The organism is Alcanivorax sp. 24 (genome assembly GCF_004360225.1).
In the GTDB taxonomy this organism is placed as follows: Bacteria; Pseudomonadota; Gammaproteobacteria; order Pseudomonadales; family Alcanivoracaceae; genus Alloalcanivorax; species Alloalcanivorax xiamenensis.
In genome coordinates this window covers 53,583-78,381 of the sequence record NZ_SNUA01000001.1, presented here as the reverse complement: position 1 = coordinate 78,381, position 24,799 = coordinate 53,583, and the positions used below count along the sequence as shown (strand labels likewise).

At 61.5% G+C, this 24,799-nt stretch carries 24 protein-coding genes; 6 read left to right on the top strand and 18 right to left on the bottom strand.

What is annotated here, in order from left to right:
• Positions 1–186: 186 nt before the first annotated feature.
• The 3 genes from E0L37_RS00340 to E0L37_RS00330 all read left to right on the top strand — a co-directional run bounded on the left by E0L37_RS00340 (position 187) and on the right by E0L37_RS00330 (position 4,822).
• Positions 187–1,554, top strand: a complete 1,368-nt coding sequence (locus E0L37_RS00340) for a hypothetical protein (protein WP_133489843.1) — start codon at positions 187–189, stop codon at positions 1,552–1,554.
• 737 nt (positions 1,555–2,291) lie between these two features.
• Positions 2,292–3,674 carry a hypothetical protein gene (locus E0L37_RS00335; RefSeq protein WP_055100379.1) on the top strand — a complete coding sequence of 461 codons (1,383 nt, stop codon included), beginning with the start codon at positions 2,292–2,294 and terminating at the stop codon, positions 3,672–3,674.
• A gap of 287 nt (positions 3,675–3,961) precedes the next feature.
• Entirely contained in the window at positions 3,962–4,822 is an 861-nt protein-coding gene (locus E0L37_RS00330; protein WP_133489842.1) for a hypothetical protein, read from the top strand.
• A 251-nt stretch (positions 4,823–5,073) separates the two neighbouring features.
• Here E0L37_RS00330 and E0L37_RS00325 read toward each other — a convergent pair whose 3' ends face one another.
• The 10 genes from E0L37_RS00325 to E0L37_RS00280 form a co-directional block, all read right to left on the bottom strand.
• Entirely contained in the window at positions 5,074–6,705 is a 1,632-nt protein-coding gene (locus tag E0L37_RS00325) for an SMP-30/gluconolactonase/LRE family protein (protein ID WP_166642972.1), read from the bottom strand.
• Positions 6,706–6,775: 70 nt separating this feature from the next.
• Positions 6,776–7,459, bottom strand: a complete 684-nt coding sequence (nfi, locus tag E0L37_RS00320) for a deoxyribonuclease V (protein ID WP_133489840.1) — start codon at positions 7,457–7,459, stop codon at positions 6,776–6,778.
• Positions 7,460–7,535: 76 nt separating this feature from the next.
• Positions 7,536–9,092 (bottom strand): PepSY domain-containing protein, encoded by a 1,557-nt coding sequence (locus E0L37_RS00315; protein ID WP_133489839.1) that lies wholly within the window; start codon positions 9,090–9,092, stop codon positions 7,536–7,538.
• Entirely contained in the window at positions 9,089–9,346 is a 258-nt protein-coding gene (locus E0L37_RS00310; protein WP_133489838.1) for a hypothetical protein, read from the bottom strand. The genes E0L37_RS00315 and E0L37_RS00310 overlap by 4 nt, the downstream gene beginning before the upstream one ends.
• A complete protein-coding gene (locus E0L37_RS00305; RefSeq protein ID WP_133489837.1) occupies positions 9,343–9,621 on the bottom strand; it encodes a hypothetical protein in 279 nt (92 codons plus the stop codon). Before E0L37_RS00305 ends, E0L37_RS00310 begins: the two co-directional genes overlap by 4 nt.
• Positions 9,622–9,715: 94 nt before the next feature.
• Positions 9,716–10,264, bottom strand: a complete 549-nt coding sequence (locus E0L37_RS00300) for a hypothetical protein (protein WP_133489836.1) — start codon at positions 10,262–10,264, stop codon at positions 9,716–9,718.
• Positions 10,261–10,857 carry a hypothetical protein gene (locus E0L37_RS00295; RefSeq protein ID WP_133489835.1) on the bottom strand — a complete coding sequence of 199 codons (597 nt, stop codon included), beginning with the start codon at positions 10,855–10,857 and terminating at the stop codon, positions 10,261–10,263. The genes E0L37_RS00300 and E0L37_RS00295 overlap by 4 nt, the downstream gene beginning before the upstream one ends.
• Before the next feature lie 262 nt (positions 10,858–11,119).
• On the bottom strand, positions 11,120–11,428 hold the full coding sequence (locus tag E0L37_RS00290; protein ID WP_133489834.1) for a hypothetical protein: 309 nt from the start codon (positions 11,426–11,428) through the stop codon (positions 11,120–11,122).
• Between the two features lie 113 nt (positions 11,429–11,541).
• The gene (locus tag E0L37_RS00285; RefSeq protein WP_133489833.1) at positions 11,542–12,573 is read right to left on the bottom strand and encodes a DUF2955 domain-containing protein; all 1,032 of its coding nucleotides are present in this window, start codon (positions 12,571–12,573) and stop codon (positions 11,542–11,544) included.
• 11 nt (positions 12,574–12,584) lie between these two features.
• Entirely contained in the window at positions 12,585–13,658 is a 1,074-nt protein-coding gene (locus E0L37_RS00280) for an HlyD family secretion protein (protein WP_133489832.1), read from the bottom strand.
• Between the two features lie 130 nt (positions 13,659–13,788).
• On the opposite strand from E0L37_RS00280, the gene E0L37_RS00275 reads away from it, so the two are divergent.
• Both E0L37_RS00275 and E0L37_RS00270 read left to right on the top strand, forming a co-directional pair.
• Entirely contained in the window at positions 13,789–14,880 is a 1,092-nt protein-coding gene (locus E0L37_RS00275; protein ID WP_133489831.1) for an alpha/beta fold hydrolase, read from the top strand.
• Positions 14,877–15,515 carry a class I SAM-dependent methyltransferase gene (locus tag E0L37_RS00270; protein ID WP_166642971.1) on the top strand — a complete coding sequence of 213 codons (639 nt, stop codon included), beginning with the start codon at positions 14,877–14,879 and terminating at the stop codon, positions 15,513–15,515. Before E0L37_RS00275 ends, E0L37_RS00270 begins: the two co-directional genes overlap by 4 nt.
• Before the next feature lie 575 nt (positions 15,516–16,090).
• Here the strand turns inward: E0L37_RS00270 and E0L37_RS00265 are convergent.
• From E0L37_RS00265 to E0L37_RS00235, 7 genes are all read right to left on the bottom strand, one after another.
• Positions 16,091–16,687 (bottom strand): YceI family protein, encoded by a 597-nt coding sequence (locus E0L37_RS00265; RefSeq protein ID WP_201303858.1) that lies wholly within the window; start codon positions 16,685–16,687, stop codon positions 16,091–16,093.
• A 29-nt stretch (positions 16,688–16,716) separates the two neighbouring features.
• A complete protein-coding gene (locus E0L37_RS00260; RefSeq protein ID WP_133489830.1) occupies positions 16,717–17,277 on the bottom strand; it encodes a cytochrome b in 561 nt (186 codons plus the stop codon).
• 389 nt (positions 17,278–17,666) lie between these two features.
• A complete protein-coding gene (locus E0L37_RS00255; protein WP_370450493.1) occupies positions 17,667–18,320 on the bottom strand; it encodes a GNAT family N-acetyltransferase in 654 nt (217 codons plus the stop codon).
• A 110-nt stretch (positions 18,321–18,430) separates the two neighbouring features.
• The gene (locus tag E0L37_RS00250) at positions 18,431–19,237 is read right to left on the bottom strand and encodes an SDR family oxidoreductase (RefSeq protein ID WP_133489829.1); all 807 of its coding nucleotides are present in this window, start codon (positions 19,235–19,237) and stop codon (positions 18,431–18,433) included.
• Positions 19,234–20,169 (bottom strand): SDR family oxidoreductase, encoded by a 936-nt coding sequence (locus tag E0L37_RS00245; RefSeq protein WP_133489828.1) that lies wholly within the window; start codon positions 20,167–20,169, stop codon positions 19,234–19,236. The genes E0L37_RS00250 and E0L37_RS00245 overlap by 4 nt, the downstream gene beginning before the upstream one ends.
• Complete coding sequence (locus E0L37_RS00240; protein WP_133489827.1) at positions 20,166–21,083, bottom strand: bile acid:sodium symporter family protein; 918 nt, start codon at positions 21,081–21,083, stop codon at positions 20,166–20,168. Before E0L37_RS00240 ends, E0L37_RS00245 begins: the two co-directional genes overlap by 4 nt.
• Before the next feature lie 15 nt (positions 21,084–21,098).
• Positions 21,099–22,379, bottom strand: a complete 1,281-nt coding sequence (locus E0L37_RS00235) for an NAD(P)/FAD-dependent oxidoreductase (protein ID WP_133489826.1) — start codon at positions 22,377–22,379, stop codon at positions 21,099–21,101.
• 173 nt (positions 22,380–22,552) lie between these two features.
• On the opposite strand from E0L37_RS00235, the gene E0L37_RS00230 reads away from it, so the two are divergent.
• Positions 22,553–23,527: an AraC family transcriptional regulator gene (locus tag E0L37_RS00230; RefSeq protein ID WP_133489825.1), complete on the top strand. Its 975-nt coding sequence runs from the start codon at positions 22,553–22,555 to the stop codon at positions 23,525–23,527.
• On the opposite strand, the gene E0L37_RS00225 is transcribed toward E0L37_RS00230, so the two are convergent.
• Positions 23,524–24,795 (bottom strand): O-acetylhomoserine aminocarboxypropyltransferase/cysteine synthase family protein, encoded by a 1,272-nt coding sequence (locus E0L37_RS00225; protein ID WP_133489824.1) that lies wholly within the window; start codon positions 24,793–24,795, stop codon positions 23,524–23,526. The two genes, E0L37_RS00230 and E0L37_RS00225, sit on opposite strands and share 4 nt — an antisense overlap.
• Between the last annotated feature and the right edge of the window lie 4 nt (positions 24,796–24,799).

Sequence of the window (24,799 nt, the reverse complement as noted above, 5' to 3'; positions counted from 1 at the left end):
AGTACGCCCGTTCCCCAATTAATGCCTGCGAAACGGGTATACTTGCACGTCTTCTAGGGTGCCTCCGGGATGGAGGTCCTCTCTCGGGAGAAACTGCCTTCGGAAGGGCGAAGGGAGGCCTGGGGTCATAAATCAAAACAGCGACCCCTCTATCAATAAACTTCGAAGAACACAGGACGAATAACAATGGCACTTAAGTGGACCAGCAATCACGAAGGGGGTCAGGCTAGTCCTGCCCGTTCCCAACTCCGCACCAGCATCAAAGCCGCCGCTATCGGCTCCGCCATCGGTCTCGGCACCCTGATGTCGGCTCCGGCCATGGCACTGAAAACCGATTTCGGTATGGAATACCGCGCTACCGCCTTCGCGGTACAATCAGACGCCTTCGATGGCGGCTCCGGCACCTCCGAGACGGATAACGGTATTGGCCACCTGATTCGCGTCAAAGCCAACTTCCTCGACGAAGACACCGGCATCTCCGTCTACACCAGCGTGGAGCTGGCCGGCGACCGCTGGACCGGTGACGACCGCAAATACGGCACCACCAATCCCCAGGGTTTCAATACCAGCAGCCGTGGCGACAATGTCCGTCTGGATCTGGGCTATGTGCAGATTCCGGTGGGCCACACCATCTTTCGCGTGGGCCGGCAGGCCACCAGTTACAACAACTGCTTCCTGACGTGTGACGATCGCCGTGACCGGGTGCTGATGATTCAGCCTCTGAACAAGACCACCACCATGGTGCTTGGCTACGACCGTCGCGCCGACACCAATACGTTCGCCAACCAGGACAACGGCGACATGGTCCTGCTGGGCGTTACCGGCAAGCTGAGCGAAAGCTGGAATGCCGGCCTGCTGTTCGTTAAGTGGATGGACAACTACGACGGCACCGTGGCTTATACGCCAACCCCCTACGCACTGAACGGCGTCAACCTGGTATCCGGTTACGTGACCGGCGGCCTGGGCGACGTGGCCAAGGCCACCCTGGGCTTCAACCACTTCAGCGACGGCAAAGTGGAAGGCGCGGCGGACGAGCAATACTTCACTGACCAGTCTCCGTCCGGCTACTTCCGTCTGGAAGGTGATGTTGGTCCGATGAACTGGGGTGTCCAGTACGTGACTGCACGCGACGGCGGCCTGATCGCACCCGGTTTTGATACCTACTCCAGCCTGATCAACAGCAACCCCGACGCAACCCAAAGCGCCACCAGCATGTACCGCATGGGCGGCACCTTGGGCGTGAAGGACTACGATGAGGATCTGGTGATCGGTAAGCTCACCTGGAACGTCACCGACAAGTTCGCCGTAACCGGCGCCGTGGGCCAACTGTCCGTGGATACCGGCACCGTGGACGACGACAGCATGGTCTATGACCTGCAATTCGCCTATCAGGTCAACAAGGCGCTGCGCACTTGGCTGTCCGTGGGCATGCTGGAGAAAAACAAGGCCGGAACCCTGTCCGGCAATGGCCTGATTGGCTCTCTGTCGGGAATGAACACCTTCGCCGACGACGACGTGAAAGCCGCCAGCCTGAACATGACCGTGAACTTCTGATTGTTTTCCCAATCAGTAACCCTCTGGAAAGGGGCGGCCTCAGCCGCCCCTTTTCTTTTGCCTTCTCTCCGCCCGCGCTGATATTGCCCCGCCGGCGATAGCCTCAGAGCCCCTTCCGGCTTCCATTTTCCTCTGCCGCTTCAGGATCCACAGAGCCCTCCTCCGCGCCAATCCTGACACCTCCAGGCCGCTTTCCACGGGGGATACCCGTGCGCCAGCACACGATCAGTCCTCTCCGGGAAGGATGAATATCCCCATTCCCGGTCGCTCCCAAAACATCCCTCACCTCATCATTATTGTTTAATTCAACTTGGTTTATATATCTAAGTATTTTCCTTTCTATTTTTATATCAATAGAACAATCGTTCCACATTTTAAATAATAATTTTATTAACCCGTAACTCAGTCTTTTTATCCCGACTAAAAATTAGAAACATCCCAATTAGTATAAATTTCACATCTCGTCGGAAACGACGATTGTTACCGTTTCTCCATGAAGGGAAAGATAAGCTGACCGGCGCGTATTAATACGTTTAACCAGAAATACGCTCTGGCAATTAAGAGCCCTCCAGAATAAGACGGGCTCACTCGGGAGAAACTGCCTTCGGAAGGGCGCGAGGGACATCGGGGATTGGCACACGGGTACAAATAAAAACCGGGTGTGGTCGCCATGGCGCATCGACGCCATCCGAAGTTCCCGGATACCAATAAACTTCGAACAATAAAGGGCAACAACAATGGCATTTAAGTGGACCGAAAAACAAAATACACCGCTGAGCACCAGCACCCCTTCAAATCAACTCCGAAAAAGTATTAAAGCCGCCGCGATCGGCTCCGCCATCGGCCTCGGCACCCTGATGTCGTCTTCCGCCATGGCACTGAAAACCGATTTCGGTATGGAATACCGCGCCACCGCGTTCGGCGTTACCTCCGACGCTTTTGACACCGGCACCCCTGGCACGTCGGACACGGATACCGGCTTCGGTCATCTGATCCGGGTAAAAGCCAACTTCCTGGATGAAGACACCGGCATCTCCGTCTACACCAGTGTGGAGCTGGCCGGTGACCGTTGGGTCGGTGACAGTCACGGCGCCGCCTCTCCCGCCAATGATCAGGCTTTCAACACCGGCAGCCGCGGCGACAATGTTCGCCTGGATCTCGGCTATGTGCAGATTCCAGTGGGTCACACCATCTTCCGCGTGGGCCGGCAGGCCACCAGTTACAATAACTGCTTCCTGGTGTGTGACGACCGCCGTGACCGGGTCCTGATGATTCAGCCCCTGAGCAAGAAGACCACGCTGGTGGCACTTTATGATCGCCGCCAGGACTCCACGCCTTTCGCCAACCAGGACAACGGTGATATGACCACGCTGGGTATCACCAGCAAGATCACCGACAACTGGACCGCTGGCCTGGTCTACGTGCAGTGGATGAACAACTACGAAGGGATGACCCCACACCCCGGCGGCGGAGCCGCGCCCTATGTACTCAACAACGTCACCCTGTTCTCCGGTTATGTCAGCGGCGGCCTCGGTGATGTCGCCAAGGCCACCTTGGGCTTCAACTACTTCACCAACGGCAACGTGGAAAATGGCGTGGACGACCAGTTCTTCACCGATCAGTCCCCGTCCGGCTATCTACGCCTTGAAGGCGACGCCGGTGTCGTGGACTGGGGACTGCAGTACATCATGTCCAAGGACGGCGGTTTGATTTCCCCCGGCTTCGACACCTACTCCAGCCTGATCAACAACAACCCTGATTCCACCCAAAGTCCCACCAGTATGTATCGCATGGGTGGCACACTCGGGGTCAAAGGCTACGATGAGGAAGTGATCGCCGGCAAACTGACCTGGAATCTCACCGACAAGTTCGCCGTTACCGGCGCCGTGGGCCAGCTATCGGTGGACAACAGCGTCGTCGACGACGACAGCATGTTCTATGACCTGCAATTCAGCTATCAGGTCAACAAAACCCTGAGAACCTGGCTGTCCGTGGGTATGCTGGAAGAGAACAAAGCCGGCGTGTTGTCCAGCAACGGCCTGGTCGGTCCTTTGCCCTCGGCGGCTTTCGCCGACGACGATGTGAAGGCCGCCAGCCTGAATATGACCGTCAATTTCTAAGCTCCCAGTTCCGTGTGGTTAGGGCAGTCCAGGATGGACCGCCCTCCTGGAATCCGCTTGGATTCGCTGCACCATACCGCGCGGCATGAGGGTCCCTTCGCCCTGTTGTCCGCCTCTCGTCGCGTCACCCGCGGATCGTGCCATTTCCGCTGGTACGCGGCGCTTTTTTCGTTCGGGTCGGAGAGTCTGACACTGGACACTCCCTCTTCAGTTGCGCAAACTCCAAGGGACGTCCGGGCCGGCCAGTTCCGACCCGCCCCCTCAATGCGGTAGAAACGGAAACATCCATGAATAACAGCCCCCGTCGAGCCCTGCTTGGTCTCCTGGCGGCCGCCTTTGTCAGCGGCTGCGCCAACCAGAACCTGGACACTGAAAACGCACTGGCAATGGTCGATTCTCCGACCGAGCTCAACACGCCCAAACCGGAATGGAAGACGCCGTTCTGGGAACGCGACGCCAGTGAACAGGGTGCCGTCACCGCATTCCAACATCGCGACGAACCCCTCAATAATGTCGGCGTGCTGGTACAGGGCCAGCTCGGCAGTGCCGATGCCTTCTGGAACACCCTCATCGAAGGCGCTCCGGAACATGGCTTCGTGATCGTACCCACCGGCACCCTGCGCGACGCTCTCAGTAATACCCAGGGTTGCGGCAATGCACCATTGCAAAGCGAAAGCTGCCTTGACGGTCTGACCAGCTACCCGGGCGTGCGCCTGTTGGTGGAAGTGATTCCCACGGGTCAGAATCAATTACAGGTTTCCCTGCGTGATACCACCCGTGACGGTGTCTCCACGGTGACCCTCGGAACGGATGGCAACGGCGGCGCCGACGCCCTGCTGGATGAGCTGGCCGCCCGCGCTGACAGCGCCCGCTGGTCAGTACGGGCTTTCGACGGCGGTGACGGCCATGTTTATATCCCCGCCGGCCGCCGCAACGGGCTGGCACTGGGCACCGAACTGGAGGTGCGGCAGCCGGGACAAGCCATCCAGGCGCCGTCCGGTCAGGTGATCGGTTGGCGGCCCGGCGCCGTTGCCGGCAAGGTGAAAGTGACTCAGTGGGTTGGTGAAGGTCTGTCCGTGGTTGAGACCACCTCGGGCAGCGCCCCCAGCCCCAATGACTGGCTCACCCTGCCCCGCAAGAAGAACTGATCCGCTTGTTTGAACAGGGACATCAATGGTCCGGGGGCCATTGATGTTCCGCAAGTTGCTGGCGTGCCACACCCAAAGCCTGTTTACCGGCCTTGGAAACATGAATTCAGTGGTTCCCACGAAGCCGCTGTGGGAAGCGGCCTTGGCCGCGAACGCCCCCGGGCCGTCGGCCGTTCGCTTGCAAGCAAGCTTTCCACAGCGGCTTTGTAGTCGAGGTTCATGGAAACGGCCAGGCGATGTAATCCTTGCCCTCAGCGCCGTTTCATACGATACAGGCCGCCCTTGCGGTCGGCACTGAAGTAGAGATCGCCGTTGGCGGCCTCCACCACATCATTGAACACGCCGGTGGGCGGCAAGCCCTGAAGCTGGGGCAACCCCACCGGCAGTTCCTCCGCCAACACTCGCTGGTCGCCCCGGACCGGGTCCACTTCCAGCAAACGGCGCTTGCCCACTTCCATCACCAGCAGCTTGCCCTCCCGGGTCAGATCGATGCCTTCCGGCAAGGTCAGGTCATCACGGATCAGGCGACGGGACCAGCCCTCGGTATTGAACGCCCACAGATTGCCGCCGGCATCGGCGACATACAGCGTCGAGCCGTCCTTGCTCAGGGACAAGCCGGCCGGCCCTTCCAGGTCCTCCACCACCACATCCCGTTTTTTACCTTCCTTGCCGGCCACCCGCACCAGATTGCCGTTGGCCAGTTCCGCCACCAGCAGGCTGCCATCGTTAAGACGCACCACATCGTGCGGCGCCTTGAACTCATGCAGGGAGCGCTTCAATTCACCACTGTGCCGGTCGAACTCCTGCACCACGCCGGCGGCCCAGCTGGCGGTGACCACGGTGTCCTGATCCGCCCAGATGTTCATCGGGTATTCCAGGTCCGAGCCCCATACCCGCGCCAGTTCGTGCACCTTGCCTTCACCCACCGCATAGCGGCGCAAGGCGAACACATCGGCGATGTAGATGTCGTCACCGACCACCGAAAGCCCTGCCGGGGCGGCCAGATCCGAACTCACCAGAGTGCGGACCTTGCCGCTTTCCGGATCCACTTCCTGGATCGAGTTGTCCGCCATATTGGAGACATAGATGCGCTTGCGTTTATCGTCCACGGCCAGGTTATCCAGGGCCGGCTTCAGCGTGGCCACCGTGGTTTTGGCGCCGCTGTCCACATCGACGCGCACCAGTTCACCGGTTTTGGTGTCCACTACGTAGAGCCCGCCGTCGGCATCGAAATTCACTGCCGCGGGAACCTGAAAATCCCGCGCCACGGTTTCCATCTTGCCGCTGTCCACGTCCACCCGAACCACTTTGCCCTTGAACCACAACGGCCCGTACAGCTTGCCGTCGGCGCCGAATTCAAAACCATTGAGGCCGCCCATGTCTTCCTTGATTTTACGGACCGGCGCTTCACCCTGGCGGTCGATTTCGTAGAGCGCATCGCCCATGAACACCTGGGTGGCGAATAACCGGCCTTCCTCGTTATAAGCCAGGGAGTTGATGCCGGGCAGCCCCAGGGCGGCGTCACGCACTTCGCCCTCGGCATCGCGAATGCGCAGAATACCGCTGAGGTAGGAGGTCCAGGCCATTTCGCCGTCGGGCCCGAAGGCGACATCGTCGGCCATGCCCTCATCCGCCCCTTCAAACACCGTCACCTTGCCGCTGTTGATGTCCACGCGATTCAGCGATTGTCCCACCACGCTGCCGGCGTACAAACGCCCTTCAGCGTCCACACCCAGCCCGTGCACACCCAAATAGGGCAAGGGACCGACCACGGCCTTGGGGGCGTCATAGCGCGCCTCCTGTGCCTGAACAACGGCACTCCCGAATGACAAACACAACACCAGCGTCATCCAGCGCCATTGAGTGCGGGGTCGACAATACATACAACTCTCCATTCCGTGTCCTGGTCATACCGGCACTTCGCCGGACAAAGGGGCAGATTAGCAGGCCAGGCTATTTCAGGCGATCCAGCCAGCGTTGGCCGCGATCGGAGGCCAGCCCGTCGGCCCAGCGGGTGGTTTCCGGCAGACGGTAGCGGGTGACACAGGCCATCACCCACTCCAGCGCCGTGGCCAGTGACAGACGATGGCCCGGTGAGATGAACAACGGCTTGACCCCTTGCCGTGTTCGCAGCACCGCGCCAATCACTTCGTCGCCGTCACGCAGCGGCACCCAGACGCCACGCCGGTCCGGCACCGGATCATGGGTACCGACCAGGCGGCTTTTCGCCACGCCAATACTGGGCAGGCCGGTCAATACGCCAAGGTGAGAGGCCACCCCAAGGCGGCGCGGGTGGGCGATGCCCTGACCATCGCACAGCAGCAGATCCGGCGTCACGCTCAGCGACGACAGCGCCCGCAGGACCACGGGACACTCGCGGAAGGACAACAAACCTGGCACATAGGGGAAGGAAACCGGCAAACGGGCCAGGGCGTGGTCCACCGGTTCCAGGGTAGCGGCATCCAACACCACCACCGCCGCCCGGGCGGTGTGTTTGTTCTCGAACCCCACATCCACGCCGGCCACGGTACGCACCACGGGCAGTTGATCCTCGGTGATCACGGCGGTGGCGGTATTCCGCTGCAAGGCGATGGCATCACGGGGCGTCAGGTTCGCCCACTCCCGTTCCAGATTCATCCGCTTTCGACCCTCGCTCGCCATCGGCAGAAGAGGCAGGATGCGCCAGCCCTGGCCTTGATGCCAGGCCCTTGTGTCAGGAACGGACCAGACCGGCCTCACCGGTTGGAGCCGGCGGAGCGGATTCCCACAGCGGATGGGGTCCGGCCCGGCGCAAGCGCCGCACTCGCAGCCACTCCACCGCCGCCAGACTGGCCGCCACCGCCCACAAGGCAATGTTGACCAGGTAGATATGAGGCTCACTCCAGGACGCAAAGCCTTCCAGACCGCCCTGCACCACGGGAACCAAAGCGTACAGAGCAATGCAGCCGCGCAATCCCCACCGGCACATGGCCAGTGGCGCCGCCCGCAGGGCAAGCAGCAGGGTCAGCAACAGCACCGCCAGGAAAGACCCTTTTTCCGACCAGGCCACGGCGCCGGCCCATGGCGAATGGCTGACCACCTTGTTGGCGATACAACTCACCGCGAGCCCCGCCATCACGCCAAAAGTCACCCCCAGTGTCACCCGCAACATAATGATGGCGGACCGGTTCGGCCCCTGGCGGTCGGTGCGCCGCTCGGCCCACATCACATTGCCGGAGAAGAACAACAAACACCCCAACAGGCCGAGAACGAAATACAGGCCACGAACCAGCAACCCGCCATAGTCACCGAAGTGCAGGGAATACACAGGTGACAAAGCGGCGTGATTGAACGGGCGGTTACCGGGGCTGGAGACAGTCAGGGTGCGGGCGTTATCACCGGCCAGCACCACATGGGCATGATGGGCGATCCAGCCTGGCACGGACCCGGCCACATCCACCACCGCATTGCGGTCCCCATACTGCTGAACCTCGATCCAATCCACCCGCAGATCCGGCAACTCAGCCCGGGCGGCGGCCACGTAGGCCGCCACGCCGGCCATCTCCACCATTTCGCCGCTGGCCCGTGGTGTTGGCCAGGCTTCGGTGGCTTCAGTGATGGCCCCTTGCAACTGTGGACCGAACACCAAGGTTCCCGCCACCAGCGCCAGCAATGCGAAACAGCCCATGGCCGCGCCGGTAATGGCGAAGATGGCGTGGAAAGGAAAGCTGATGACACCGACCAAATTGTGCAGATTCTTCCAATAGCGCCGCAGGTTGCCCTGATGCCGCAGAGCAAAGAATTCCTTCTTCATTTTCGGCCAGTGGATAACCAGCCCGCCGATCAGGGCGGCACCGTACAGCACCGAGATAATGCCCATCAGATAAAGGCCGACCACCGGCAGCGCCAGCTTGTAATGCAGCTCATTGATGAACTCGGCCAGTTCCGAACGCGGCGTCTTGACCCGTTCACCAGCGGCGCTGAAATCACTGGCATGGTCAAACCGCCATTCCTGATTGGCGTCCTGCCACAGGGCCACCGGGTCATCCCCCGGCACCAGATACATCAGTTTGGCCGCCTCCGGCGTGACCGCCAGCACCTGATCCAGCAGCGCCTGGAGGTCGCCCTCACCGCCACCGCTTTCGGCGACATAAGGCTCCTGCCAATGATGTAACTCTTCATGAAACATGTTCAGGGCGCCAGCGAAGAACGCCACGAACAGGGCCAGCCCGGCCAGCATGCCCAGCCAACCGTGCAGATCAATGTGTTTGCGCAGGGTCTCCGCTTTCATGCCGCCGCTCCGTAAAGTCCGGTGGTCTGCAGCAGTATCCAGGCGGCACCGTTGGTGGCCACCAGCCAGACCGCGGTGCGCCCGTGGGTGGCGGGCAGCGCGGCCAACATGATCAGTGCCGACCACAGGACCACGGATAACAGCAAATACAGCACCAGCCATTGCCGCCAGTCCACCGGCACTATCGCCGCCATCAGACCGCAGAGCATCAAGGCCAGCGGCAGTCCCAGCACGGTTCCAAGCAGCACCCTCATGATCGGGATCGCCCCTGAGCCCGGTAACCGTCCACCAGATGGCCCACTATCATCGGCAGCGCCATGCTCCCCAGGGCAAACACCCACAACCCTGTAAACAGCCCCACACCAGTGCCCCAATGCGCGGCCCAGCCGGCCAGTCCGCCCACCACCATCAGCAACCCGCCGAGGCGGGCCGCCGGCGGTAACGGCAAGGCCAGCAGCCGCTGCTGCCGATCGGAGAAATAAAGCAAGGCGGCGCCCAACAGGGTCACCACCACCAGAAGTAGCGTCATGGGGAAAGGCAATAAATCATGATAACGATTCGCATTTATAACCCTTCAGCTCGGGCAGGGTCAAGGTGGGCGAACCGGAGAGGAGGCGGATAGATTACCCGGACAAGGAACGCATAATGCTTTGGGCGGTGCTTATGGCTTCCGGATCGAGACTGTCCCAATCCACCGAGCCCTGATCAGGCACCCAGACATCAGTGAACGCGGCGGCATCCGCCACCGCCATCTCCGGCGACAACAGCGGTACCCGCAACCATTGTCCACGCAGGCCGCCGGCCTGGGATACTTCCCGCAGCCACTCGCTGGGCCGGCGATGCAAACGCACGGAAGAAAACACACAGCCGTCGGTCTCCTCGGAAACCGCGCAGTCGAGCCGGGCATCGCGCTCACGGCTGACCTGATGCCGCCATAATGCCGAGCCCCCGATGATCACCAGGGAAGGGAATGCCAACCGCAAGGCCGTGGCCAGATGCTCATCCGCCAGCACTTCGCCGACCGCGCAACGGACAAACACCGGTCTCGGCGGCGCCACCTGTCGCACCCGGCCGCTCTCCAACCAGCGCAACACCTGTGCCATCGCCTCATCGTCACTGCTGCCGCTCTGTTTGATGTCGGCCAGAGTGAACACCGGACCTGTTTCGATCATTGGCGCACCGTGAACACGGACTCTTCGCGCAACCCCAGCCAGTGGCGAATCCGCAGAGCCGGACTGACCACCGAGCAAACCAGGGCAACCCCGGCGGGATGGCGAGCCAGCACAGTCCTCATGGAGGTGAGCAGCTGGACGCGCTGCTCCATTTCATCAATTACGCCGACACGGTGTGATAATGGGTGGCGGGATTGCGCCAGACGCAGCGTCAGCAGCCGCCCCTGGTATTCCTCCTGCAAGGCGGCGTAGGCACGTTCCACCACGCTGAAGGCACTGAGGCGTTGCACGCCTCTTACCCCCAGCCCGCTGCGGCCGGTGCTCACCCTGCCCGCTGCAGGAGTGGTGCGGCGCGCGCACTGGCTCAGCCAGCGCCACCACCAGGGCTGCCGCCGCGATTCACTCAGATACAAAGCCCAGGCCCGCAACCGCCGAATGTCACGGCGCAGTTCCCTGGCACGACCATGCCGGTTGCGCCCCATGGAACGGGACACCGCCAGATATTCCCGCAAGGCTTGCACACGACCCTGAATCGCACACAGGGCGAGGTCGACGGGGTAACCCCCGGCATCGATCTGTTCCTGGCATCCCATGGGTCCACCTCACACTGGGGAAAACGGAGCGCTGTTCGCGGACCACCCACAAACACCGCAACCGGGTTGTAACTTTAGTCAGTCCGACCGGAATCACCAAAGAGGGAAACAGTGCCGTTTGCGTGAATGGATGTAGCCGATTGTATCGGTTGGGCATGACACCCACGGCGGTGGGAAAAGAAGATTGCCGACGGCGCGCGCGCCGCCGGAAAAACAACACACCGCCAGGGTGGCGGTGTGTTTTCAGACTGCAACGAAAAGATCAGTTTTGGTTTTCACCGGTAACCGCGTCTTTAACGTCTTCACCGGTTTCCTTGGTCTTGTTCCAGGCATCCTCACCGGCTTGCTTGGTCTTATCCAGGGCTTCCTGACCAGCTTCCTTGGTATCCTGCCAGGTTTCGTCGGCGCTCTCGCCGGCTTTTTCCATGGTCCCTTCGTTGGTCATATCGTCCACGGCCTGATCCACTTTCTCACCCGCTTCCTCCATTGGGCCTTCCTGTTGATCACAGGCAGCCAGACCCAGCAGAGCACCAAACAACACAACGACAAAACCTTTGCTGAACGTACGCATAATTGCTCCTTGCACGTATCCATGAACGTTGCGGCAAATCTAGGCTTTTCCCCGTTTTATGTCAGCTAAATGTCCGGCGTTTTCCGGGGATTTTACGAATATCCGCGATGATTTTACGAAACGGTATAACGGGTGGCAGGCAATAAATTGAGCATTTTATGAACTATATATATGACCGTCAGCGCCACCACCACTGCCACGGTAATGGAGCTGAATCGATACAACGTCTGATAAATCGCGTCCTGCTCTGGTAATAAATACTGCCCGAAAATCACCGCGATGGTGGTTGCACCGGCAAACCCCACGCCACTGACACCTTCCCGCACATGCTGTCGGGCAAAAAACATCAGCGCCACCCAGTAGAGTGGGCCGACCAGCAGCCAGTTTGAATACCAGTCGTATAACAGCAACTGAATCAACAACGCGGCATTGCAACCAAGCAGCACACCCATCGCCCGTGCACGACCATACTGCACCGCGCCGGCATAGGTCATCGGGAATAACATCAACAAGGTGGTGACCTGAGCGGATAGAGAGTCGCGCAAATCAAAAATCTGGAAGACCAGGAAACTGACGGTGGCCACGGTCGAGCCGAGCAATACCTGGTGCCGCAACTGCTCCGGGCTCTTTTGCGGTGGCGAAGGGGGCGCGGCGTCCTGCTTCGGCGGAAACAGACCGCACAACAACCAGGCCACCGCCACCGTCAGCAGCGAGGCCGCCACATTGGCCTTGGCCATGCCACCGAAATCCATGTCCGGATAACTGGCGAAATGGAACAGCACGCTGGAAGAGACCAAGCCATTGGCGCCGAACAGGAAAAAGCGCCCGCTGGCCATGCAATAAAAACGGATCGCGAACAGAGACCAGGCCAGAGGCGTCATCAACAGCGGCTGATCACCGAACATTCCCGCCAGCACATAGACTTCCAGCACGTTGACCAGCGACGCGGCCACGAACTGCAAACTGGCATGGGCGCTGAAGCGCGGCACCATCCCCAGCAACAGCACCGGATAAACGCAAAAAAACAGACCGGTGCTCCACTCGGTCAGGTGGGCGAAGCCAAATCCGATCAGGGACCCCAGGCTGATACGCAGACATTGCCGGAATTGATCCGGAGTCAGGCTGTGAGCATCACGTGCCGTCATACCGGCCCCGCTCAGTACAGGTAGTGCAGCAGGGAGAGAACGCGGATCTGCAACCAGCCAAAGCCGTGACTGAGCCACGACAACCGGTCCCTCGGATAGAGCTGCACGGTGGTGCGCGCGCCAACCCGCAATGGCGGTTCCTCGTCACCGCCCTCCAGTACCAGCCGCACCCGGACCCGTTGCGCATCGCGCACCCAGCGATCGGTGTTTTCCACCTGAGCCAGCTGGCCGTCCGGCACGCCCTGGCCGTCGCGCACCCCTTTGCCCATGGATTGCACGCGGGCATCGAAGACCCGCCCCGGCCAGGCATCGAAAACAATCTCGGCACGATCACCAGGATGTACGTCGCGCAGGCTCTTTTCTCGGAAATCCGCCGCCACCCACACTGGCGCGTCGGCGATCAGACTGACCAGCGGTTCGCGGGCACTGGCGTAGGTCCCCGATTCCAGTTGCAGGTTGTCCACGACTCCGGCCACCGGCGCGGTGATGCGGGTCCGCGACCAATCCAGCCGTGCCTTTTCCAGCTCGTTCATGGCCTGCGCCAGAGCCAGGTTGTGTTCCTTGTCCTCGCCCAGACGGGTTTCCAAACTGCGGATGGTGGCGCGGGCCGATTCCAGCTCGGACTCGGCGTTATCCACCGCCAGTTCGCCCTGCTCCCATTCCTGGCGCGACACCGCCCCGCCCTCGAACAGATTCTTCAGTCTCTGCCGCTGCCGCCGGGCCTCCTCCAGCGTCGCCCGGGCGCTGGTCTCACGTGCCCGGGCACCAGCCAGATCCGCCAATAACACGGCGTTGTCCTGCCCGGCTTCCGCCACCCGCAGTTCCGCGCCATCCATGATCAGCCGGTAATCCTGCTCCGCCACGGTGAACAGCAGATCCCCTTGATTCACATGGTCGCCGTTAGTCACCGCCACGCCGGTCACCTCTCCGGCCACCTGTGGCGCCACCTGCACCACGTAACGCTGCACCCGCGACAAGGTCGTCAAAGGCGCATGCAGGTCCATCCAGACCACATAAGCGAATACCAGGGCGAACACCACCAGGGCACGGCGCACCCAGCGGCTGAACTGCTGTTCAGGGGTCATCAAAGGCTCCGTTGGACAGGGAGGCCGCGCATTGTATAGCAAAGAGAAAGGGCATCATGACCAAACGGTCACTGATGTGCGCTGGGAGGCCCGCGATGCCCTTGCTATGCTTCCTGGCGGAGGACCAGGAATGAAGCGCATCGGACGGCAACTGGGCGGCCTGACCCAGTTGATCACCGCCATGGGGAGTGAAATCACCCAGGTGGTACAAGACATGCACGGCGCCATCGCCAACCCGTTGGGCTGGCGCGGTGCTGACTACGCGCCGGCGCCGCGCGTCTACGGCGCGGTGCGCCGGGGCCTGCGCCACGCCGGCGAGGTGGCCGCCCTCGGTGCCCTGGCCGCGGATCCTCATCGCCGGGTCAGTTATCTCGATCTGCAAAGTGTCCTCAATGGCGTCTTTGGCCAGCTGCTCAGCGCCCAGCGCAGCCACTACGCTCTGCCAATGACCCTGCATCCGCCACGGCCGGAACCGGGGCGCGATACTCTGGTCTTGTATCTGCACGGCCTTTGCATGAATGAAAGCTGCTGGCAGCACACCGCGCAGCAGCGTTTCAATCAGCGTCTCGAAAGTGTCTTGAATGCGGATATCGCCTATTTGCGCTACAACACCGGACGTCATATTTCCGACAATGGCGCCCGCCTGTCCCGGCTGCTTGAGCACACTCCCCTGCCGCCACGGCTGATCCTGATCGGACACAGCATGGGGGGCCTGCTGGCCCGCAGCGCCGTGCACCACGCCCGCCAGCATGGCCACCGCTGGGTGGAACGGGTATCGCACCTGGCTTGCCTCGGTTCGCCCCACCAGGGGGCCTTGCTGGAACAGATGGGTAATCAGGCCAACCGGCTGCTGGCGGTCACCCCCTACTCCCGCCCGCTGATGCGGCTGGGTAATCTGCGCTCCGACGGTATCCGCGACTTGCGCTTCGGCTACGTGGTCGAGGAACAGTGGCAAGGTCTGCCGGAAGACGCGCCCCGCCCACGCAGCAAAGTACCGCTGGACGAGCACATCCAGCATCTGTTTCTGGCCGGCACCCTGAGCGAGCATCGCACTCCGGCTCCCCTGGGCGACTGGCTGGTGGGTGTCGACAGCGCTCTCGCCCGCCGCCTGTACCCGGACGCGCCGCAACTGACCCGGGCTCTGTTTCATGGCATGGGCCACATGGCCATGCTCTCCGATGCCCGCACCTACCGTGCTCTGAGCGACTGGCTGGCGCTGTGAAGGTAAGCTGCCGCCTGTGCCAAGCCAGCGATAGCCGAGCCTTCGCCAGCGTCGATGGCCGCGATTATTGGCGCTGCTCCCGTTGCCAGCTGACGTTTCTGGATCAGGGCCAGTTGCCCGACCGGGATCAGGAGAAAGCGCAGTACGATCTGCACCAGAACAACCCGGGAGACGCCGGCTATCGCCGCTTTCTGGATCAACTGGCGGCACCACTGGCCGAACGGCTACCGGACGGCGCCGAAGGATTGGATTATGGCTGCGGCCCGGGCCCCGCGCTGGCCCGCCTGATGGGCGAACGGGGTTTCCCCATGGCGGTGTACGACCCCCTCTACCGTCCGGAAACCGATGTGCTGGCGGGACAGTATGACTTCATCACCTGCACCGAGGTGATCGAGCATCTGCACTGGCCCCATCTTGAGTGGCGTCGCTTCGCCCAGCTGGTGCGCCCCGGTGGATGGCTGGGACTGATGACCCGCTGGCTTACCGACGACGCTCACTTTCCTCGCTGGCACTACCGGCGGGATCCCACCCACGTCTGTTTCTGGAAACCAGAGACCTTCGCCTGGCTGGCACGGCGGGACGGTTGGCAAGTGGTGTACGCGGAAAATCCGGCTGTGATTTTGAGGAAGGTCTGACGCCGGACGCCGGACGCCGGACGCCGGACGCCGGACGCCGGACGCCGGACGCCGGACGCCGGACGCCGGTAATGCAAAACCAGACCCAACGCCCTGGCAAGCACTAAAACGCTTTTTTATGGTTCATCGCGGTTTGGCGGGCCACGGCGCTTCAATCATGGACACGGGTCTGTAACCGGAAGGGGCTACCAACCGCTGTATTCGCCAGCAAGCTGGTCTCCCACGGATCATGCCACGAAGCCGCTGTGGGAAGCTTGCTGGCAAGCGAATATCCCAACACCAGAGGGCCGGAACTCGCCAGCAAGCTGACCTCCCACGGATCTGCCACCAAGCCGCTGTGGGAAGCGGCCCGGGCGGCGCTCCGCTTGGCCGCGAATGCCCTGAGCCGTTGGCGATTCGCTTGCCAGCAAGCTTCCCACAGCGGCGCTGTAGCCACCTCTGAAGGGAGGTCTTCGAGGTCACCGGGCAATACGGGAGTCCCCGCCGAAGCGACGTTAAAAATTGCTCCCGGCAATTTTTTATTGCCGCAACGCCCGCAGCGCCAGGTTTTGACTTTAGCGTCTGGCGTCCGGCGATTACTGCCGCACCCCTTCCACGGAAATAATGATCTCCACCGTTTCCGAGGCCGGCCCCAGGTTCTTGGTGATGCCGAAGTCCGCCAGTTTCAGCGTGGTGGACGCTTCCAGACCCATGCGGTAGCCACCCCAGGGATCATCCCCGTAACCGATCAGCCGGGCATCCAGAGTGACTGGTTTGGTCACCCCGTGCAGAGTGAAATCACCGGTGATCCTGGCCGTTTCGTCGCCGGTCTTTTCGATCCCGGTGCTTTTGAAAGTGGCGGTGGGGTATTCGCTCACGTCGAGGAAATCATCGCTGCGCAAATGTTTGTCGCGCTCGGCATGATTGCTGTCCAGACTGGCGGTCTTGATGGTGGCTTCCACGGTGCTGTTTTCCGGGTTGTCCGCGTCCACGGTGAAAGTGCCATCGAAATCATTGAAGCGGCCATACAACCAGCTGTAACCCAGATGGGAAATCTTGAACATGATGAACTGGTGCTGCCCTTCGGTATCGAAGTGGTAGGTCCCGGCGGGTTTGTCCGCGGCCATGGCCGCGGAACTCAACATCAGTGCCGACATCAGAGCCAACACGGGAGTAGTGAACAGCTTGTACATGGGTCGTTCTCCTTGGATTAGCGGTGGGATCAAGGCCGGCGGGGCGCCAGGCCAAAAATACGGCGCAGGGTATCGTCGCGATCAATGAAGTGATGTTTCAGTGCCGCCAGCGCATGCAGCGCGGCGAGCACGATCACCGCCCAGGTAGCCCAGTAATGCACGGCCCCGGCGGTATCCTCGAGGCCGCCGCGGTGGCCTGTCAGTGAGGGCACCGCGAACCAATTGAACACCTGGATCGACGCACCATCAGCGGTACTGATCAGATAACCGCTGATCATCGCCACCAGCAGCAGCACATAAAGCGCCCAGTGGGCCAGTCTGGCACCGGCTTTCTCCCAGGCACGGTGTTGTTCGGGAGCCGGCGGTGGCGGCGACAACACCCGCCAGATCAGGCGCGCCAGCACCACCGCCAATAACAACAATCCGATACTGCGATGCCAGTTTGGCGCGCTGCGATACCAGGGGTGGTAATAGTCCAGCTCCACCATGTACAACCCAAGGCCGAACAAGGTGAACACCACCACCGCCACCAGCCAATGCAGCCCCACGGTGACAACACCGTAACGCTGACCGTCATTGCGCCATTTCATCCTCGATCCCCGGGCGTTTTCATTAATCGACAAGCGGTCCGAAATGTGGACACGCAAAACCCGCTTAAAGTTTCCCGGTCATCTTGGCCCAGCGGGTGGGCGAACAGGAATCCAATCAATGACGCATTTGCATCAGAAATTTAGATTGGTGTGATGATGATGGCCGGAACCCGGCCGGCGAATGAATCGAGAGAAAAGAAGTCACCCGGCCACCACCATGGCGATGAACAAGGCGATAAGCGCAAGGGCGATAATGATAGCCAGACGTTTGAACGTTCCGGCTCCCCGGTTAAACCAATCCATAGCGGCTCCTCCGTTGCCACCAGGACTATAGACAGCCTCGAGACACGAGCACGAGAAGGACATCCTACACCTGGGAAGTTTTACATTTATTCCACGGCATCTCGCAGCCAGAACTGCATGGCTTTCCGCGTCTCCTCCTGCTCTCCCTGATCACGCCAGAAAAAACCGGTGGTCAATCCCGTCGCCGGACGGTAACCGCGGCTGCGCCAGAACGGCTCCAGGCCGGTATACCCATCCGGCCGGCGCGGATCATCAACGGGCCGGACCACGCTACAGAAAGCAGTGGTGGAGAAACCGAAATCACTGGCGTACAACTCACGCAAATCAAAAAAACGATGCCCTATCCCCTGGCCACGATATTCGGGCAACAACACCGACTCACCGAAATAATAGACCCGCTCCGGCGCCAGGCCCCGTTGCTGGAACGGCGCCAGCAATTCCTGGTCCGCGTCTTCCAGCGGCAGCGCCGACGCCACGCCCACTACCTGATTGTACTCCAGCGCCAACACGAACAGGCTGCGATCGGATCTGGCATAGCGGTCCAGATAACGGCGCTCATAGCTCTCATCCCCGTCATAGAGATAAGGGTAATCGCGAAAGATCCGGATGCGTAATCCGGCCAACTCATCCAACCAGGGTTCCACCGCGATCCCGCTCACCGGACGAATTTCCACACTGGACATACTGCTGATCTCCTGACTGCTGCCGTCGATGCTGGGGCCTGTCCATACTACTTGCATCCTGCCTGTCGGGTGCAAGTAGTATGAACAGGCCCACACCAGAGCCGAAGAGGCCGGCGGCGACAGTTGGGCAGGCAACAGAGGAAGCGGAGCTTGTACCGCCCCAGCGGTCAGGAATCCAGCTCCATGGCAAAGCGACGACGCATCAGCCGATGATAAAGATCGGGCGCCAGCCGCCACAGCAAACTGGCCAGGAAAGTGAAACGATCCGGGAACAGGCGTTTGTCGCCCCTCTCAAAGGCATCCCAAACGCGCTCGGCCATCCATTCCGCGCTGCGCACCCGGCCCACCGAGGAACGGGCGTGGGCGGCGGGTCCACCGTCGTGACCCAGGGCGTTACGTTCGATCGGTGTGGCCAGAAAGCTCGGATACACCATCAGTACATCGATCCCCTGATCCGCCACTTCGCCGCGCAGCACCTCGAAGAACTGCGCCAGGGCGGCCTTGGCGCTGCAATAGCCGGCCCGCCCCAGCACCGGCATCCAGCCGGCCATGGAACCGATGTTGATCACGCAACCGCCACTGTCGCGCAGCAGCGGCAAGCATCCCAAAGTCAGGGCCACCGGCGCTTCCCAGTCCACCGCCATGACCTGGTGAAAGACCTTCGGATCGGTGCGCGCCGCCAGCGAGCGATGCGTGATGCCAGCGTTGTTGATCAACACGTCCAGCCGCCCCCGGGCCGCGATCCGGTCGACCAGACGATCCCGCGCCGGCCCATCGGTGAGGTCCAGGGTGTGATAGGTCACCCGCTGGGGGTCGGTGGCGGCCAGGCGAGCGCTCTTGTCGGCGAGCGCTTCAGCGTCACGGTCCACCAGAATAAGCCGATGGCCACGCTGAAACGCCACTTGCGCCAACGCCCAGCCCAGGCCGGAGGCGGCGCCGGTAATCAGCGTGACGGTATCAGCGTTGCCGCTCATGATGGCTCCCGGGCACGGGCCTGTTCAACGAAAAACCGGAATGTTTGCTCGGAGGTTTTTTGTGGGCAATAACCCAGCTCCTCCTTCAAACGGCGATTGCTCAATACCGGCCGATAGCGGAGAAAATTGATTTTTTCCGGCGAATGGGCGGTCAACCCCAACCGGTGCCCCAGCCACAGCGCCACGCGCAATACACCGACCGGCAGAACCAGCAGCGGTTTGTCCAGTATCGAGGCCACCTGGCGGACGCCAAGGGCGCCATCACCGGCCAGGTTGTAGATCCCTTCGGCACCCGTCTCCACGCCATGGGCAATGGCGCCCACCACGTCCTGATCCCAGATGAACACGAACGGCGACTCGGAACCGGCGATGGCGAGAACCCGCTTGCGCTCAAACAAGGCGGTGATCTGATTGCGGGTACCCGCTCCCAACACCGTTCCCGGCCTCAGGATCAGTTGGCGCAGATCAGGGTGGCGCCGACGATAATCCGCCAGCATCTCTTCCACCAGGCGCTTGTGGTCCGAATAGGCGAACTCCGGATTACCACGCAGGGGATCCCGCTCATCCAGCCAGGCCGGATTGTCCGGATGATATCCGTAAGCGGCGCCGGAGCTGGTGACGATCAACTGGCCGACACCAGCGATCAAACAGGCGTCGAGCACATTGCGGGTACCGTTGACGTCGATGTCGTGATCGCGGGCCCGGTCGCCGGAATCCTCCAGTACCGCCGCCAGGTGCACCACGGTATCGGCGCGCCACTCCCGCATCAGTTCGGCCAGATCAGGATCACGGATATCTCCCTGCCGACACTCGAACGGCAAATCCGCCGGTACCCGCAGATCCAGCCCCAGCACGGCATGCCCGGACGCCAACCGCTCGCCGAGCAGGCGACCGATATAGCCGCCGGCTCCGGTGATCAGCACCCGACTCATGATGCCTCCCACCCGGCCCGCGCGGGTGCGGCGCCGCGCGACCAGATCAATGCCAGAATCAAGCCACTGACCAGGTGCCACACCCCCCAGAAACCGGCGATCAGAATCATGCCCGCCGCCTGCGGGAAGAACGTGAACAGGATCGCCAGCCCCAGCCCGGAGTTCTGAATACCCACTTCCAGGGTCACCGCCCGCCGGTCGGCCCGATCGAGCCGCATCATCATGCCGGCGCCGGCCCCCAACGCCAGTGCCAGGGCATTCTGCCCAATCACCAGAGCGACAATGCGGTGGGCGTTTTGCAGGAACACATCCAGGTTCTTGGCGAAAGCCAGACCGACAAAGGCCAGTAACACCAGCAAGGTGAACACACGCATGGGTTTCTGCGCCCTGACCGCGAAGCGTGGAAAATGGCGGCCGGTGAGCATGCCCAGCAGTAACGGGACCGCCAGGACCAGAACCACCAGCATCAGGATGTTCCAGGGGTTCAAGGCGATCTCGGTGACCAGATCACGGGTGTGGGGATTGAGCCAGCCATAAAAGGCGAAATTGAGCGGTGTGAGTATCGTGGCCGCCAGGCTGGACACCGCGGTCATGCTCACCGACACCGCCACATTGGCCCGCGCCAGCCAGGTCATGATGTTGGAAAAGGTGCCCCCCGGACAGGACGCCACCAGAATCATTCCCAACGCCAGCCCCGGTTCCACATCCAGCATCCAGGTAACCACGCAGGTCAAGGCCGGCAACAAAAGGAACTGCGCCAGCAGCCCAGCCGCTGGCGCCTGGGGCATGCGCAGCACACGGCGAAAATCCTCCACGCGCAGGGAAAGAGACACACCGAACATCATCAACGCGAGAATCACGTTGAGCACGATCAGATTGCCGGTGCTGAAATCAATCGGGGAATCAGGGCCCATGAAACGGTCTCCCGGTTATTGCAGCGCCTGGCGCCGTTTGGCCAGCTCGGCCCGATAACTGTCCTTGTGCACGTAATACGCCATGCGCGACAGCTTCAGATAGTGATAACCGCCATCCAGGCTCTGTCCGGCCTGTTCAAGCTTCAGCCGGGCCAGCTCCCGCGCCGCCGGATGGCCCTCCGCACGACGTTTCAAATACAGCGCCACCAGTTCCGCCTGCTCGTTACGTCCTTCCCAACCCAGGCCGGCGGCCTCGATCATGCCCATCATGAACAGGTTGTCGTAGTGCGGATGGAACAGGTTCAGATACAGGCTCGGCGCATCACCACGCCAGTTGAGGAGCGCACGGTCAATGAACGGGTAATCCAGCTTGTAACCGGTGGCCAGCAAAATCAGATCGTATTCAGCCCGGGCTCCGTCGCTGAAAATGACCGTGCGTCCCCGCATGTCGGCGATGTCGGAACGGGGCGAGATATCGCCATGGCCCAGGTGATGCAGTACCAGGGAATTGACCACCGGATGGGACTCGTACATGAGGTAATCCGGATCCGGCAGCCCATAGTCGCTGGGGCGTCCAATGATCATGCGGATCAACCAGGCATCCAGTCGCTGTTTGAGCCGGCGCGGCAACTTGAACTTGCCGCCAATGGCATCGGAGGGACGACCGCCAATGAACTTGGGCAGGAAGTAATAGCCCCGGCGCACCGACAGGTCCACGCTTTTCGCCTGATGCACCGCGTCCACCGCCATGTCACAGGCGGAATTACCGCAACCGACGATCAGCACCCGTTTATCCTTGAACAATACCGGGTCGCGATAATCGCAAGCGTGCAGCAATTCCCCTGCGAACCGCCCGGGCAGCGTGGGCCGGTTAGGCGTATGCAGGGTGCCACTGGCGATCAGGACGCCGTCGAAACAGCGGCTGGTCTGACCGCCGTCTTTCTCCACCGTCACCCGCCAGCGCTCGCCTTCCGGCGTCACGGACACCACCCGTGTATCAAACTGGTAGTGCTGGTAGAGGCCGAAGTGACGGGCATAATCCTGAAAGTAGCGCTTCAATTCGGCATGATGGGGATAGGTGGCCACCCCCTCATCCATGGGGAACTCATGGAATTCGGTCATCCGCTTGGATGAGATCAGATGCGCGGTCATGTACATGGTGCTGTGGGGATTCTCGATATCCCACAAACCGCCCACATCGCTATTCAGTTCATAGCCGACAAAGGGCAAGCCCTGCTTGCCGAGGTTCCTGGCCGTGGCCAGGCCCATCGGTCCGGCACCGATCACTGCGTACATGAATCGTTTTCCTTGTTTTTATCGCGGCGGCTCTCTGGAGCGCCGGCAAAGCGGCGTTGAAAATCATCCCAGACGGTTTGTGGTCACCTTGTTATTGTCTTAAGTTAATTCGGCGGCGACGGTCGGGCATGGCTGATTCGCGACCCGGATCCGGTTAATTCAGGACTTCACTCATGAACCACAGCCCCACGGTGACGGTGCACTTCTCCCAGGCCATCATGCAGGCGGCACAACGCCTGGGCCTGAGCTTGCCCGAAGCGCTGGTGACGGAGATGAGCGCCCGGGATCGGGTGGATCTGGAAAGCCAGAACCGGCTCTGGGAGGCATTTTGCCAGGCCGCCGACGACCCACTGGTGGGCGTGGACCTGGGGCTGGCGCTACAGGTGGGGCACCTGGATACCGCCGGAATGATCCTGATGAGCTGCGAAACCCTGGGCGAGGCGGTGGAGTCGCTGCTCGACTACCACCCCATTGTCGGAGAGGGCGGAACTTTTGACTTCCGGACGATCACCGCCGGCCGCTGCGAGCTCCGCTATCAGCCGCTTTACCATACCTGCCTGACCACCCGGGTGGAGGCGGTGATGGCGAGCATGCTGAGCCTCACTCGCTGGAGCACCGGCGAGGCCTTTCGCCCGAGCCATCTGACGGTATGCCACGCTCCCCGGAGCGACCTCTCACGCTACCAGGACAGGCTGGGAGTGCCGATACGGTTCAATGCCGACCATAATGCTCTGGTATTCGCCCCAGAGCAGCTGAGGTTACCGTTGATTCACGCCAATCCCGCCCTGTGCCGCCATCTGCGTGGACTGGCCGATGACCTGCTGGCCGGCCTGGAGAACCCGTCCCTGGGAGGGCAGGTCAGCACCCTGATCCGTGGCCACCCGCACTGGGGCAAGGAGCGCATCGCCGAGCAATTGGGCATGAGCGGGCGCCATCTGATCCGCAAGCTGGCCGATGAAGGCACCGGCTTCAAGCTGTTGCGTGACACCCTGTTGCGGGAACGGGCGGAACGGGCGCTGGCCGACGGCGAACGCGCCGGCCGGATCGCCGAGGAATTGGGATTCTCCGACGAAAGCGCCTTCGTCAAGGCGTTCAAGCGCTGGACCGGCAGCACGCCGGCCCGATTCCGCGCGGAACGCGGTGACTAAACGGCGTCCAGGGCCTGCTCGATATCGGCGAGAATATCGTCCACGTGCTCGATACCAATGGACAGGCGCACCAGATCGGCGCTCACGCCGGCGGTCTTCAGTTCGTCGTCATTAAGCTGCCGGTGGGTGGTGGTGGCGGGGTGGCAGGCCAGGCTTTTGGCGTCACCGATATTCACCAGACGCTTGATCATTTGCAGCGCATCGATGAAGCGCGCGCCGGCTTCGCGGCCGCCTTTGATACCAAAACTGAGAATCGCCGACGGCAAACCGCCGTCCATGTAACGTTTGGCCAGCTCCGCGTCACGGTCACCTTCCAGCCCGGCATAGTTGACCCACTCCACTTTGTCGTGGGCTTTCAGGCAACGGGCCACCTTGATGGCATTCTCGCAATGACGCTCCATGCGCAGATTCAGCGTCTCGATACCCTGCAGAATCAGGAAGGCGTTCATCGGCGACAGCGCCGCGCCCATGTTACGCAACGGCACCACCCGGGCACGGGCGATGAACGCCGCCGGGCCCATGGCCTCGGTGTAAATCACGCCATGGTAGCTGGGATCCGGCTCATTGAACTGCGGGAAGCGGGCATTGCCCTGCCAGGGGAATTTACCGGAATCGACGATGATGCCGCCGACGGTGGTGCCGTGACCGCCCATGTATTTGGTCAGGGAGTGCACCACGATGTCGGCGCCATGTTCGAACGGCCGGCACAGGGCCGGAGACGCCACCGTGTTGTCGACGATCAGAGGCACGCCGGCATCGTGAGCAACCTTGGCCAACCCGGCCAGGTCAACGATATTACCGGCGGGATTGCCAATCGACTCGCAGAACACGGCCTTGGTGTTGTCATCAATGGCGGCGGCCATGGCCTCCAGATCGCGACCATCCGCCAGACGGACGTCGATACCCATGGTCGGCAGAGTGTGGGCGAACAGATTATAGGTGCCGCCGTACAACTGGCTGACGGAGACGATATTGTCACCGGCACGGGCCAGAGTCTGTACCGCCGCGGTAATGGCGGCCATGCCGGAGGCCATGGCCAGAGCGCCAATACCGCCTTCCAATTGCGCCACGCGCTCTTCGAGAACGCCGTTGGTGGGGTTCATGATGCGCGAGTAAATATTCCCAGGCACTTTCAGGTCGAACAGATCAGCGCCGTGCTGGGTGTTGTCGAAATAATAGCTGGTGGTCTGATAAATCGGCACCGCCACGGAATGGGTTTCCGGGTCGCCGGCGAAGCCACCGTGAATCGCTATGGTTTCTCGTTTCATTGTT